This is a genomic window from Rhodococcus sp. KBW08 (genome assembly GCF_003852455.1).
In the GTDB taxonomy this organism is placed as follows: domain Bacteria; phylum Actinomycetota; class Actinomycetes; order Mycobacteriales; family Mycobacteriaceae; genus Rhodococcus_F; species Rhodococcus_F baikonurensis.
Genome location: NZ_QAJJ01000030.1, coordinates 61,175 through 75,552, shown reverse-complemented (window position 1 = coordinate 75,552; position 14,378 = coordinate 61,175). Strand labels below are relative to the sequence as shown.

General features: G+C 61.7%; 10 protein-coding genes, 1 tRNA gene and 1 riboswitch. Of the genes, 8 read left to right on the top strand and 3 right to left on the bottom strand.

Annotated features, from left to right (window positions below; genetic code table 11):
* The first annotated feature begins 4 nt into the window (after window positions 1–4).
* The 5 genes from DBV08_RS30255 to DBV08_RS30235 all read left to right on the top strand — a co-directional run bounded on the left by DBV08_RS30255 (window position 5) and on the right by DBV08_RS30235 (window position 9,378).
* Window positions 5–889 (top strand): TM2 domain-containing protein, encoded by an 885-nt coding sequence (locus DBV08_RS30255; protein WP_124569845.1) that lies wholly within the window; start codon window positions 5–7, stop codon window positions 887–889.
* 132 nt (window positions 890–1,021) lie between these two features.
* The gene (gene gltB / locus DBV08_RS30250) at window positions 1,022–5,500 is read left to right on the top strand and encodes a glutamate synthase large subunit (protein ID WP_124569820.1); all 4,479 of its coding nucleotides are present in this window, start codon (window positions 1,022–1,024) and stop codon (window positions 5,498–5,500) included.
* On the top strand, window positions 5,493–6,995 hold the full coding sequence (locus DBV08_RS30245; RefSeq protein ID WP_124569819.1) for a glutamate synthase subunit beta: 1,503 nt from the start codon (window positions 5,493–5,495) through the stop codon (window positions 6,993–6,995). The genes gltB and DBV08_RS30245 overlap by 8 nt, the downstream gene beginning before the upstream one ends.
* An 82-nt stretch (window positions 6,996–7,077) precedes the next feature.
* Entirely contained in the window at window positions 7,078–8,496 is a 1,419-nt protein-coding gene (gene pyk, locus DBV08_RS30240; protein WP_003944038.1) for a pyruvate kinase, read from the top strand.
* Window positions 8,497–9,378 (top strand): acyl-CoA thioesterase II, encoded by an 882-nt coding sequence (locus DBV08_RS30235; protein ID WP_124569818.1) that lies wholly within the window; start codon window positions 8,497–8,499, stop codon window positions 9,376–9,378.
* A gap of 33 nt (window positions 9,379–9,411) precedes the next feature.
* Here the strand turns inward: DBV08_RS30235 and DBV08_RS30230 are convergent, their stop codons facing one another.
* Entirely contained in the window at window positions 9,412–9,915 is a 504-nt protein-coding gene (locus DBV08_RS30230) for an SRPBCC domain-containing protein (protein ID WP_003944006.1), read from the bottom strand.
* A gap of 174 nt (window positions 9,916–10,089) precedes the next feature.
* A riboswitch (ZMP/ZTP riboswitch) is annotated at window positions 10,090–10,170 on the top strand.
* Window positions 10,171–10,192: 22 nt separating this feature from the next.
* On the opposite strand from DBV08_RS30230, the gene DBV08_RS30225 reads away from it, so the two are divergent.
* Entirely contained in the window at window positions 10,193–11,179 is a 987-nt protein-coding gene (locus DBV08_RS30225; RefSeq protein WP_124569817.1) for a bifunctional 5,10-methylenetetrahydrofolate dehydrogenase/5,10-methenyltetrahydrofolate cyclohydrolase, read from the top strand.
* A gap of 111 nt (window positions 11,180–11,290) precedes the next feature.
* Here DBV08_RS30225 and DBV08_RS30220 read toward each other — a convergent pair whose 3' ends face one another.
* Entirely contained in the window at window positions 11,291–11,941 is a 651-nt protein-coding gene (locus DBV08_RS30220) for a hypothetical protein (RefSeq protein ID WP_124569816.1), read from the bottom strand.
* A gap of 73 nt (window positions 11,942–12,014) precedes the next feature.
* Window positions 12,015–12,091 (bottom strand) — tRNA-Leu (locus DBV08_RS30215).
* 107 nt (window positions 12,092–12,198) lie between these two features.
* Here DBV08_RS30215 and DBV08_RS30210 point away from each other — a divergent pair.
* Together DBV08_RS30210 and DBV08_RS30205 are read left to right on the top strand one after the other, a co-directional pair.
* Window positions 12,199–12,816, top strand: a complete 618-nt coding sequence (locus DBV08_RS30210) for an ANTAR domain-containing response regulator (protein ID WP_003944029.1) — start codon at window positions 12,199–12,201, stop codon at window positions 12,814–12,816.
* A 216-nt stretch (window positions 12,817–13,032) separates the two neighbouring features.
* Window positions 13,033–14,364 (top strand): ABC transporter substrate-binding protein, encoded by a 1,332-nt coding sequence (locus DBV08_RS30205; RefSeq protein ID WP_003944031.1) that lies wholly within the window; start codon window positions 13,033–13,035, stop codon window positions 14,362–14,364.
* Window positions 14,365–14,378 lie beyond the last annotated feature (14 nt).

Below are 14,378 nucleotides of genomic sequence, written 5' to 3'. Positions count from 1 at the left end.
TAACTTGAACAAGAATCCGGAACCTTCCGAGTCGGGGGACTCGTCAGGATCGCAGTCGCCGGTTCCACCGCAGTTCGGGTCGCCGTTCGACTACGACGCGACGGCGGATGCGTCGTTGACGGAAACCTCGGCGCCCACGGAAAAGACGCCGTCGACGGAGACCACCGGCACGGGCCCGGGCTGGGACACGTATTCGGGAGTCGGGAACGGCCCGGGCTGGGGAAACCACCCCATCTACCCGCCGCCGACCGGAACCGAATCGACGACAGCGTTCCCCACTGCCGATTCTGATTCCACCCCGAATCAGCCCACGGCGCCGTACACGTCGCAGGAAAGCTACGCCGCCCAGAACTATCCGGCGCCGGACTACTCGAGGCCGACCCAAACCCCGACGGACGGTCCCGTCTACGGGGCGCCGGCAGATCAGACTCCGAATCCCTACGCGGCTCCGCCGCAGGGAAGCCAGAATTACGGTCAGCAGCAGGGCTACCCCCAGCCTGGATATTCGCAGCCCGGTTACGGTCAGCCTCAGGGATACCCTCAAGCTCAGGGGTACGTCCAACCCGGCTACGGTTTGGTTGATGCATCCGCGCCTTATGGCCGTGATCCGCTGACGGGTGAACCGTTCTCGGACAAGTCGAAGACCACTGCTGGCCTGTTGCAGATTCTTCTCGGATTCATCGGTATCTGCGGCATCGGTCGGTTGTACATCGGCAGCACGACTATCGGAGTGCTCCAGCTACTCGGAATCTTCCTCGGCTACATTCTTCTGTTTCTGGTCGTGGGAATTGTGGTCGTCCCAGCGATCTGGATCTGGGCTTTCATCGACGGCATCATGATGTTGACGGGTAGCGTGCGTGACGGCCAAGGTCGGCCACTGCGTAGCTGATCGAAAACGATGTTCGGAACTGTGGCCCCCTGACGCTCGTCGTCAGGGGGCCACAGTTTTACTCTCGCGACCTGCGGTTATGTGCTGATAAACTAGCGAACGTCGGCTGCATGACCGTGTGGAGGTCGCCGAGTGCCGTTTTCTCGAATACCTGATCCTCGAGGCCTGTACGACCCCGATCAGGAAACCGATTCATGTGGTGTAGCCCTGGTAGCAGACACCTCTGGACGCCGCGCGCATTCCATTGTCGACGAGGCAATCGCGGTCCTGGGAAATCTCACCCACCGTGGCGCAGCCGGGCGCGAATCCAACAGCGGTGACGGCGCGGGGATCCTGATTCAGCTGCCGACGGAGTTATTCGACGCGGTGACCGAGTTCGAGCTTCCACCACCCAATGCGATGGGTGAGAACACCTACGCAGCCGGAAACTGCTTTCTTCCGGTGGATCAGGAAGCGCGTGACTGCGCGCTGGTCCGGATAGACCGGTACGCAGCGGAAGAAGGACTGCGGATTATCGGGTGGCGAGAGGTGCCGGTCGAGAGCGACTGCGTCGGAACCGTTGCCGCGCAGTGTGCTCCGTACATCAGCCAGTGTTTTGTGACGTGCGCCGAGCCACGAGAGCGCAGTGTGGGCGGAATTGCCTTGGACCGACGAGTGTTTGCGCTCAGGAGGCAAGTCGAACGGATCGACCAGGACGGGGCCGCGGTGTATTTCCCCTCGTTGTCAGCTCGAACGATCGTGTACAAGGGCATGCTCACGCCGGCGCAGTTGCCCGGATACTTCACCGACCTCCGTGACGGCAGGATGCGATCTGCCTTGGCCGTCGTACACAGTAGATACTCCACGAACACATTTCCCTCGTGGCCACTCGCACAGCCGTATCGCTGCATCGCTCACAACGGCGAGATCAACACGATTGTGGGAAACAGGAATTGGATGCGCGCTCGCGAGCCGATGCTGCGAAGCGCACTGCTCCATGGGGACATCGCTCGCCTGTTTCCGATCTGCACCCCGGGCGGATCCGACTCGGCGTCGTTCGACGAAGTGCTCGAGCTCTTGTCCCTCGGGGGCCGCAGCATGCAGCACGCCATCGCGATGATGATTCCCGGTGCCTGGGAGAACGATTCTTCGATGCCGGACGAGATGAGGGCCTTCTACCAATTTCATGCTTGCCTGATGGAACCGTGGGACGGTCCGGCGTCCGTGACTTTCAGCGATGGCACTGTCGTCGGGGCGGTGTTGGATCGCAACGGTCTTCGCCCAGGGCGGTGGTGGCGGATGAAGAACGGCCGTATCGTGCTGGCCAGTGAGAGCGGTGTGTTCGACGCTCCGACTTCCGAGGTATTGGAGAAGGGGCGCCTCGAACCGGGACGCATGTTCCTCGTCGACACCGCTCGCCGTGGCATCGTTTCCGATGCGGAGATCAAATCCGAACTCGCGAGCACAGCACCCTACCGGGGCTGGGCCGACGGAGGATTGGTCGATCTCGAGGAGATCCCCGTGTCTGCACCTGCCCGAGGCGATCCGGCTCCGCTGTTGCAGAGGCAACTGCTCTTCGGATACCAGGCAGAGGACTTGCAGGAAGTTCTCCTTCCAATGGCTCGCTCAGGATCGGAGCCGTTGGGATCGATGGGTGTCGACACACCCCTGGCTGTTCTCTCGGATCGGCCGAAGCTGTTGTACGACTATTTCGTTCAGCTCTTCGCGCAAGTGACCAACCCGCCATTGGATGCGATTCGCGAGCAGGTTGTCACGACTCTCGCAACCACGCTCGGTACCGAGCAGAACTTGTTCGAAGCATCTGCCCGCTCGTGTCGGAGGATCGTTCTGCACAAGCCGGTGATCGGGCCGGTGGACATGAAGAGGATCACCGAACTCCACAGCTCTCGAACTCCGACATCCTTTGTCCTACCGGGACTGTTCGATGTTCGGGGCGGTCTGACCGAGGGTGTCGAGAGGCTTCGGGAGTCTGCCCGAACTGCCGCCGTCGACGGTATCGAGATTCTCGTGATCTCCGACCGTGGATCGGGCCCAGACCAGGCTCCCATTCCGTCGCTCCTCGCAGTATCGGCCGTGCACCACGATCTCGTTCGTCATGGCCTGCGGACCAAGGTGTCACTCGTCGTCGAATCAGGAGATGCCCGCGAACTTCATCACATCGCGCTCCTGATCGGATACGGTGCGGCGGCTGTTCATCCCTATCTTGCTCTCGAATCCGTGGAGGCACTCAGCGAGCAAGGCGAGCTTCCCGGGACAGATCGGAAGACCGCATCGGAGAACTATCTGAGAGCAACGAATTCCGGAGTGCTCAAGGTGATGTCGAAGATGGGCATAGCCACGGTTCACTCCTACACCGGCGCTCAGGTATTCGAGGCCGTGGGTTTGGGCCGGGCTTTGATCGACACGTACTTCTGCAACACACGAAGCCGGATCGGCGGGATCGGTATCACCGAAGTCGCGCGAGAAGTTCTGATGCGTCACGCGGCCACGTATCGCGCGGTGCAGCATCGGCAGTTGAGTAGCAGCGGAGAGTTCCGGTATCGCCGCGGTGGTGAATTGCATGTGTTCACACCCGAGTCCGTGTTCTTTCTCCAGCATGCGACCCGGACAGGGCGAAGTGAGATGTTTCGTCGCTACAGCGATGAAGTCGATCGACTGAGTGCGCAGGGCGGAACACTTCGGGGGCTGTTTCGATTTCGGCGTGGGATTCGTTCGCCGATTCCGCTCGATCAGGTCGAACCCGTCGAGATGATTCTCGCTCGATTCAACACCGGCGCGATGAGCTACGGTTCCCTCTCTGCCGAGGCGCACGAGACGATGGCGGTTGCGATGAATGCTCTCGGCGGACGTTCCAACACCGGTGAGGGCGGAGAGTCACCGGAGCGGTTGCGTGACGACAAGCGTCGTAGCGCTGTCAAGCAGGTCGCGAGTGGTCGCTTCGGGGTGACCAGCGATTACCTGGTCAATGCCACCGACATTCAGATCAAGATGGCCCAAGGTGCCAAACCAGGTGAAGGAGGCCAGCTTCCGGGGTCCAAGGTCTACCCGTGGATCGCAGAAACCCGGTACTCGACACCTGGAGTCGGGCTGATTTCTCCGCCACCGCACCACGACATCTATTCGATCGAGGATCTCGCCCAACTGATCTACGACCTCAGATGCGCAAACGATCGTGCGCGGATACACGTGAAGTTGGTCAGCGCAGTCGGAGTTGGGACTGTTGCAGCTGGTGTGGCCAAAGCGCACGCCGACGTGGTGCTGATCTCCGGTCACGACGGGGGGACGGGCGCGGCGGCACTCTCGTCCATCCACCACGCCGGTACGCCGTGGGAGATCGGGCTGGCCGAAACTCAGCAGACTCTGGTGCTCAACGGGTTACGCGATCGGATCGTCGTCCAGTGTGACGGGGGTTTGCGCACGGCGCGCGACGTCGTCGTCGCCGCGTTGCTGGGCGCGCAGGAGTACGGGTTTTCCACGGCGCCACTCGTCGCGGCCGGCTGCGTCATGATGCGGGTATGTCACCTCGACACCTGCCCCGTCGGAGTAGCGACGCAGAATCCCGAACTGCGCGAGCGATTCACGGGCCGGCCGGAGTACGTCGAGAACTTCTTTCGCTTCATCGCCGACGACGTACGACGGTTGTTGGCAGAACTGGGGTTTCGAAGTATCGACGATGCGCTGGGGCACGCAGACGTATTGGAAATGTCTCCGGCGGTGGCGCATTGGAAGAGTCGGAGGTTGAACCTCTCATCACTCTTCGACGTTCCGGCCGCGCCGGCCGGCGCGGCCTACAAGCCGTGTGTACCTGTTTCGAGCGAACTCGAACGCACCCTGATCGAGTTCGCCGCGAACTCACTCGAGGACGCTCGACCCGTGCATATCGAACTGCCAGTACACAATACGGACCGGGCGGTGGGAACGAGGCTGGGCGCTGAGCTGACCAGACGCTACGGCGCTGGCGGGCTACCCGAAGGCACCGTCGACATCGTGCTCAGCGGAACGGCAGGCCAGTCACTCGGTGCGTTCCTGCCGCCCGGCATCTCGCTGGTCGTAGTCGGCGATGCAAACGATTACGTGGGGAAGGGTCTCTCCGGTGGACGAATTGTGCTCCGGCCGAGTGAGGATGCACCCTTCGTGGCCGAGGAGCAGGTCATTGCCGGCAATACTCTGCTGTACGGCGCTACGAGCGGTGCACTCTATGTCCGGGGGCGTGTCGGGGAACGATTCGCGGTGCGCAACTCGGGCGCGGTCGCTGTGGTGGAAGGCGTCGGCGACCATGCGTGTGAGTACATGACCGGAGGCCGCGTCGTCATAATCGGCCCAACTGGTAGGAACCTTGCTGCAGGAATGTCCGGCGGAATTGCATTCGTACTCGACGTGAAAGCCGAGAAGGTCAACTGCGACATGGTCGTTCTGGAGCGGCCTTCGACGGAAGACTGTAGTCAGCTGGTCGAAATTCTCGGCGAGCATGTGGCTGCGACCGGCTCGCCGGTGGCGGCAGAACTTCTCGAGGACTGGGTTGGCCAGAGTCCGAGATTCACCAAAGTTTTACCTGTCGATTATCAAAAGGTCGTGGAAGAGAACGAACTGGTGGAGCCGGCCCATGCCTGACCCACGCGGGTTCCTCAATGTGGAACGATCCGGCACACCGACCAGATCGACCGATGTGCGTGTCGGCGACTGGGCGTCGGTATACGAGTCGCTGGATCCCGTCGTGCGAAATCGAGGCGTATCTTCACAGGCCTCGCGCTGCATGGACTGCGCTGTGCCGTACTGCCATTCGGCCGACGTCGGGTGTCCGCTCGGCAATCTCATCCCGGAATGGAACGACCTCGTTCGGCGTGGACGGTGGTCCGAAGCTTCGGAGAATCTGCATTCCACCAACAATTTCCCCGAGTTCACCGGACATCTGTGCCCCGCTCCGTGCGAAACGGCGTGCGTTCTCGCACTCGATGACGAGCACACGTCGGGAGGTGTCACCATCAAGCGCATCGAACAGGCAATCGTCGACAACGCCTGGGAGTCGGGTTGGTTGGGGCCGCAGGAACCTGTAGGTCACAGCGGACACCGTGTCGCGGTAGTCGGTTCGGGACCGGCGGGACTTGCTGCGGCTCAACAACTGACACGAGCCGGACATAGTGTCACGGTGTTCGAGCGGAGCGATCGGATCGGGGGACTGCTTCGCTACGGAATTCCGGAATTCAAGTTGCCCAAGGCCTTGATCAACCGGCGGCTGGACCAACTGACCGCCGAAGGGACCAGATTCGTCACCGACTGCGCCGTCGGAGTGAACGTGAGCGCGCACGACCTGCTGACGGATTTCGAGGCGGTGGTCCTGGCGGTAGGGGCCGATCGTGCCAGAGACACCGACGTACCGGGTCGTGGACTTCGCGGAATCCATCGTGCGATGACATACCTGCGTGCGGCCAACCGCGAATGCGAGGGGGACGGCGCGTCGAGCATCTCGGCACGAGGTAAGAACGTCGTGATCATCGGTGGCGGTGACACGGCCGCCGATTGTCTCGGCACGGTGCATCGCCAGGGCGGCCTCTCGGTGACGGAATTGGATTACCACGTCCCACCTCCGACACGCCGCGATCGAGATCGCGACCCATGGCCGCTGTGGCCGCGGGTCCTGCGCACCTCGCCGGCAGACGAGGAGGGCAGTGACAAACGGTTCCGATGGGCGGCGCAGGAATTTCTCGACGACGGCGAGGGTGCGGTCCGTGCAATCCGGATGGTTCCGGTAGCCGTGTCACGAGGGGCGAACGGACAACGGACCCTGGTGGAGACCGGCGACACGACGGATCTGGCGTGCGAGATGGTCCTACTCGCGCTCGGTTTCGAGGGCGTCGAAACCGCCCCGCTGCTCACCGACCTTGATGTCGGCACCGATCCACTCGGCCGAATCGAGTGTGATGTCAGGTGGCAGACCCGGACGCCTGGTGTATTCGTCTGCGGCGACGCGCATCGCGGGGCGTCACTCGTCGTCTGGGCGATTGCCGAAGGACGGTCGGCCGCACGTGCCGTCGATGTGTATCTCACAGGCGAGTCTGAGCTTCCCGCTCCGGTTCATCCAAAGGCATTTCCGCTGTTCGTGAGCTGAACAACTGAATCGAGTAAGTACAGAAAGCGCAGGTCGCAAATGCCGGATAGAAGTGCGGTGGGGTAGCGACTAGGCTCGAGCCGTGAACCGACGGACAAAAATTGTATGCACACTTGGACCTGCGACAGCTTCTGGCGACCGCATCCGTGAGCTCGTGGAGAGCGGCATGGACGTGGCTCGCCTCAACTTCAGCCACGGCGAGCATGCCGATCACGAAGAAAACTACATTCGCGTCCGCGCCGCGTCGGACGCCACCGGAAAGGCCGTCGGTGTTCTCGCCGACCTTCAGGGACCCAAGATTCGCCTCGGCCGATTCAAGGACGAGCGGACCACCTGGGCCAACGGCGAAGAAGTTCGTATCACCGTCGACGACGTCGAGGGAACGCACGATCGCGTCGGCACCACGTACAAGGAATTGGCGCGCGACGCCAAGGCCGGCGATCGACTGCTGGTCGACGACGGAAAGGTCGGCCTGGTCGTCACGTCCATCGACGGCAACGACGTCGTCTGTCGGGTCACCGAAGGCGGTCCGGTCAGCAACAACAAGGGCCTCTCACTGCCCGGTATGAACGTCTCCGTTCCAGCCCTGTCGGGCAAGGACATCGCAGACCTCGAGTTTGCGCTCAAGCTGGGCGTCGACTTCATTGCACTGTCCTTCGTTCGCTCACCCGCGGACGTCGAGTTGGTTCACGCCATCATGGATCGAGTCGGGCGCCGCGTTCCCGTCATCGCGAAGCTCGAGAAGCCCGAGGCCATCGACAATCTCGAAGCCATCGTGCTCGCGTTCGACGCCGTCATGGTCGCCCGCGGTGACCTCGGTGTCGAGTTGCCGCTCGAGCAGGTCCCGCTCGTTCAGAAGCGCGCAATCCAGATTGCTCGTGAGAACGCGAAGCCGGTCATCGTCGCCACGCAGATGCTCGAATCGATGATCGAGAACTCACGTCCGACTCGTGCAGAGGCGTCCGATGTCGCCAACGCCGTTCTCGACGGCGCGGATGCAGTCATGCTCTCGGGCGAGACTTCGGTGGGCAAGTACGTCATGGAAACTGTTCGCACCATGGCCCGCATCGTCGAGGCCGTCGAGAACGAATCAACCCGTGTCCCACCGCTGACCCACGTCCCGCGCACCAAGCGCGGTGTCATCTCGTACGCCGCACGCGACATCGGCGAACGTCTCGACGCCAAGGCCTTGGTTGCGTTCACTCAGTCCGGTGACACGGTGCGCCGACTGGCTCGTCTGCACACGCCGCTGCCGTTGCTCGCCTTCACGCCGCTGCCCGCTGTGCGCAGTCAGCTGACGCTGACGTGGGGAACCGAGACGTTCCTGGTCGATGCGGTGGCCACCACCGACGAGATGGTGCGTCAGGTGGACAGTGCATTGCTCTCCCTCGGGCGGTACGTCAAGGGCGACCTCGTGGTGATCGTTGCCGGGTCCCCTCCGGGAACTGTCGGCTCCACCAACCTCATTCACGTCCACCGCATCGGCGAAGAGGACCACTGAGTGACCCACGCGAACGCGTCCACCGACCTCGGTACTCTCCTCGGTCTGTTGGATCTGGAGCAGATCGGTGAAGATGCGTTCCGTGGATACCACCCGAAGCAGGTAGGTTCGCGGACGTTCGGCGGTCAGTTGGTGTCTCAGGCACTGATGGCCGCTGGACGGACCGTCGATGGTGATCGCCCCATCCATGCCGTGAACGCCCACTTCATTCGGGGCGGAGATGTCAAGGCGCCTATCGACTACCGGGTGGAGCGTCATCGCGACGGGAGGGCATTCGCCAATCGCCAGGTGACGGCCTATCAGGGTGAGAACGAATTGTTCGTGATGCTCGCGGCATTCCAGGACTCCGGCAAGGGGCTCGACCATGCTGTCGAGATTCCGGATGTTCCACTTCCGGAGTCGTTGCCTCCCATCGGCGATCATCTGGTGGGGTACGAGGAGAAGCTGCCGCATTTCAGTGCAGCGCTCAAGCCGATCGACATGCGGTACGCCAACGATCCGGCGTGGATCCTCAAGGGCACCGGCGAGAAACTCAACCACAATCGGGTGTGGATGCGCCCCGACGGTGATCTGCCGGACGATTCGCTCATTCACGCTGCGACGCTGGCATATTCGTCCGACACCACCGTGCTCGATTCGATTCTGACCACTCATGGTTTGTCCTGGGGTCATGATCGTATCGTCGCGGCGACGGTCAATCATTCGATCTGGTTCCATCGCCCGTTCCGGTTCACCGACTGGGTTCTGTACGCCACCGAATCGCCGGTCGCTGCGGGTTCGCGCGGTCTGGCAACCGGACGGTACTTCTCGGTGGAAGGACTGCTGTTGGCGACGGTGGTCCAAGAAGGAATGATCAGGCATTTCCCGCGTAAAGGGGAATGAGAGGCGGGCCCGAGACTGAACTCGGGCCCAGATTCAAGCAGACTTGCGATATTGCGGTGAGAGTTCGTCGGCTCGGTCCCACGGAGACCAGTCGACCTCGCGTCCATCGAGCTGAGCCGCAACAACTTCCAAGCCCGCGTGCCAACCGGCGGCGTGGGCGTACGCCGACTCTTCGTCTTCCATCGTGTGGGTGAGGGTCAGCCAACAGCCGCCGGTGCCGTCCGGCGCCAGTTCCCAATGCAGAGTATCTGCGTCCCAGAGGAATTCGAGAATTCGGTGCGGGTGGACGCTGATGACCGTCCCGCGCGTCACATGATCTGCGGGCAGCCCGAATCGCTCGACTTGTTCCGGTGTCACCTTGAACAGCAGATCCGCGCCTGGAGTGAGATTGAAATCGACGTCCGCCGGGAACCAGGCGTCGAGGTACTCGCGTTCCGTTATGACCTTCCAGACCTTGTCCGGTGCGTGCGGAATCGCCAATTGGAAGCTCAGTGACACCCGACCGTCATAGGTCAGGTTGATCTTGCCGTTGTCCATCGGTGCCTCCAATGCTTGGTGCCCGTGCGGTTGCACCCATCGTGCCATCTAATTGCTTAGGATGGAATAACTGCAGGTCAGATCGTTACCTATTGATAGGTTCTGTCGATTTGTCTCGTTTTGAGAGCGGCGTTCTGGATGCGTTTCGTGGCAGTGAAACAAACGCGCGGTACGCTGACCATGCACGACTGGCGCGGGTGGGAATTACCACCGGGGAGTGCACATCGCGAGGCATCGACCGCCTGGGTGCTTCACACATCTTGTGTGAAGGGGATCCATGTCTACTGAAAAACTGTCTACCGGAAATCTGTCTACCGGAAATCTGTCTACCGGAAATCTGCCCAGCCAGAACGCGCCCGCTCGAGTTATCGACGGACGCGCAATTGCCGATGCTGCGCTCGCGGACCTGTCGGTGCGCACCAGGCAGTTTCGTGATGAGACGGGGCACGTTCCTTGCCTGGCCGCCGTCATCGTGGGAGCGGACCCGGCGTCGAAGGCCTATGTGCGGATGAAGGCCAATCGGTCTGTCGCCGTTGGAATGACGTCGCGGACGGTCGAACTCCCGGTGAGTACAACCACCGAAGAACTTGTCGACGTGTTGAGAGCGTTGTCGGAGGATCCTGTGGTCGACGGCATACTGCTGCAGCATCCGGTGCCGGTCCATATCGACGAGCGGGTCGCGTTCGACGCGATCTCGGCCGACAAGGACGTCGACGGCGTTACCTCGGCGTCGTTCGCGGCAATGGCCTTGAACGGTGGGGGATTCGAATCGTGTACCCCGAGTGGCATCCTGCGCCTGCTCGACGCCACAGGCGTCGAACTCGCCGGAAAGCATGCCGTCGTGGTCGGCCGAAGCCCGATACTCGGATTGCCGATGGGGATGCTGCTCCTGCGTCGGGACGCGACAGTGACGTACTGCCATTCGCGAACCGTCGACCTTGCCGCCCACGTCGGTACGGCAGACGTCGTCATCGCCGCTGTCGGCGTTCCGGAACTGATCAAAGGGGCGTGGATCAAGCCTGGGGCAGTGGTGATCGATGCGGGGTACAACGCGGGCAACGTCGGAGACGTGGAGTACGCCGCTGCGCTCCCACATGCCGGTGCGATCACACCGGTGCCGGGTGGCGTCGGCCCCATGACGGTGGCGGTCCTGCTGGAACAAACACTGGCAGCAGCAGTTCGAGCAGCGGAAGTTCGGGCATGCAGTGAGAATCATGACAGTCGTGTTGAACCGGACCCCGCAATCGCCTCGGATCGATTGTGAGACCTCGGTTTCGAGACGGAGTATTCATCCGCCCCGCGATAACCGAATTACCGCGTCGAGCACCGCTGCGCTGGAATGGCTGAGCTGAGCGCGCAATTGGGTATTCGACAGTCAGCTGTCTGCTTTGGGGATGTCGATCGTCAACTGGGACGGTGAATCGGATGTCGATACGGTGTATGCCGGACGGATGTCGACCGTGCCGACAAACGACTGCAGGATCGCACTGTTCCTGGCTGCACTGTCTATGCGCGTGATGTTTTCGCCCTCGTGAGATACGGAGTTGAGCGACGAATCCGATTGGACTCCCATCTGGTCGATTTGAAGTATCGATCGACTTCCGACATCCACGACTGTGCTGTCACCCGCTCGGATTGCTTCACTGACGTATTCGGTTTTCCAGAACACAGGTCCGCTTCCGTCGAAGCGATAGGTGATGCGAGTGAAACCATCGTGATCGGTCACGTCGATCTCGGTCACCTCGACGCGCGGATTCGGTGAAGGGATCTCCGTGTCGTTCGGCAACGGGGGAAGCATGGAGATCTCGGTGGATGGGGCATCGACCGGAGGGGATCCGACCTGAAGGGTGCCGGTCTGTGTTGCAGCATCGAGGACGGTCTGGGTGGAAGATTCGCCGGCAGTGTTGGATTCGCGGACAGTGTTGGATTCGCGGGCGGTGTCGGATTGGTCGTCTGTCTGACACCCGGAGAGCAGCACGAAGATAAAGATGGCTCCGAACAGAGCAATCAGCCGACGACCGTTCATGGATCGAATCTAGCTGCGGTTGATCTGGGGTACAGCCGAATGCCGAACCTTGCGGTGCGGCGGCTGCGGCAAGTGGTGCCCTCGGTGAGACTCGAACTCACACTGGACGGGTTTTGAATCCGTTTCCTCTGCCAATTGGGATACGAGGGCTTGTTGCGATGACTACATTAGAAGATGCGATTTCAATGTCAAACACCGGTACCCTCTAATCGTTCGCGTCTCGTGTCGGGGCGGTTCGATGGAGGAGGATGGTGGCCATGAATTCGCCGCAGCCGCAAGGCAATCAGCTCGCACCCCGTCGTGTTGTCGTCGCTGAAGACGAGGCGTTGATCCGTATGGATCTGGTCGAGATGCTTCGCGAAGAGGGCTACGACGTCGTCGGTGAGGCCGGCGACGGGCAGGTCGCGGTGGAGTTGGCCGAGTCGCTCAAGCCTGATCTGGTCATCATGGACGTGAAGATGCCCAGGAGAGACGGCATCGACGCCGCTTCGGAGATTGCCGCCAAACGCATCGCTCCTGTTGTCATTCTCACAGCATTCAGTCAGCGCGAGTTGGTGGAGCGCGCGCGCGATGCCGGCGCCATGGCTTACTTGGTCAAGCCGTTCTCCATCAGTGACCTCGTTCCCGCCGTCGAATTGGCGGTCAGTCGTTTCCGAGAGGTGACGGCGCTCGAGCGTGAGGTCGCCGATCTGTCCGACCGGCTCGAAGCACGCAAGCTGATCGAGCGTGCCAAGAGTGTTCTGATGGTTCGCCAAGCGCTCACCGAACCCGAGGCGTTCAAGTGGATCCAGCGCGCGGCGATGGACAGGCGTTCCACGATGAAGGCCGTCGCACAGGTCGTGCTGGAAACCCTGGGCGGTGAACCGGACGCTTGAGCGAAGTGTCCGGAACCCGGCTGTATCGAGCAGCTGCGTCGACGTTCGAAACCTCGCGCAGCGCTACAGCCGTGTAAACACTGTGCGCCTTCAGATAACAGTCAGGTCACAGGGCTTTCTTGAAGGATCGCGAAACGGTTCCAAGGTCTAGCGTCTGATCCCACAGCGAGCGCCAGTTCGGGTGGCGCGAGCACCGGCTGATCTTAGGAGCGTGGGATGGCTAGACGAACACTTGTGCGTACTGCTGCAGTTCTCGGCGCGGCATCACTGGCACTTGCAGGCTGTAGCTCGGACAAGTCGGATGACTCGTCTTCGAGTGGCTCTACGTCCGGCGCTTCTGCCGCGACGACATCCGTCACGACCGATTGCACCCCGGAGCAGGCCAAGGCCGGCGCCACCCCGTCCACGGAAGCACTGCGCATCGGCACGCTTCTTCCCGACACCGGCAGCTTGTCGTTCCTCGGGCCGCCGATGGTCGCGGGCACCCAGCTGGGAGTCAACGACGTCAACGCAGCCGGAGGCGTTCTCGGCCAACCGGTCCAGCTGATTCCCGGCGATTCGGGGGACACCACAACGGACACCGCCAACACCACCGTCGACCGCGAATTGGCTGCAGGCACTCAGGTCATCGTCGGCGCCGCGTCATCGTCGGTCTCGCTCAAGGTGATCGACAAGATCGCCAGCGCAGGCGTCGTGATGTTCTCGCCTGCCAACACCTCGGACCAATTCGTTTGCTACCCCGACAAGGGCATGTACTTCCGCACCGCTCCGACGGACGTACTGCAGGCTCAGGCCGTCGCACAGCTCATTTCGGACGATGGCGGTCAGCGCGTAGCGATCATGGCCCTCAACGACCCGTACGGGACGGGTCTGGCGGACAACATCGAAAAGAATCTGATCGATTCGGGTGTCCCGTCCGATCAGATCGAGAAGATCATCTACGACCCGAACGCACAGTCGTTCAACTCCGAAGTCGATCAGGTCAAGAACTTCAATCCGGATGCAGTGGCATTGGTGGGCTTCGAAGAGTCGGCGAAGATCATCACGCGCATGCACGAAGTGGGCATCGGCCCGTCGGACGGAATGGCGATGTACGGCGTGGACGGCAACATGGGTAATGCGCTGGGCGAATCCGTGGCGAAGCCGTTGCTCGACACGATGCAGGGAACTACGCCCCTGACGGACGTCGGAGCTGCCTTCCAGGATCGTCTGAAGGCTGTGAACCCCTCCCTGATCGACTTCAACTACGCCGGAGAGTCGTACGACGCGGTGGTGATCTCAGCGCTCGCTGCCGAGCAGGCGAAGTCGACGGCCGGCACCGACATCGCAGCCAACATCAACAGCGTCACCGAAGGTGGCACCAAGTGCACGTCCTATGTCGAGTGCCTGCCGTTGGTGAAGGCGGGAACCGACATCGACTACGACGGCATCACCGGTGAGTTGGACTTCAACGATTCGGGAGAACCGTCCATCGGTTCGTACGGAAAGCTCAAGTTCGGCCCTGAGAACACGCTGACCACAGAAGGATTCGTGGTCGTGGGCAAGTAAGTGGTGTGCAAGTA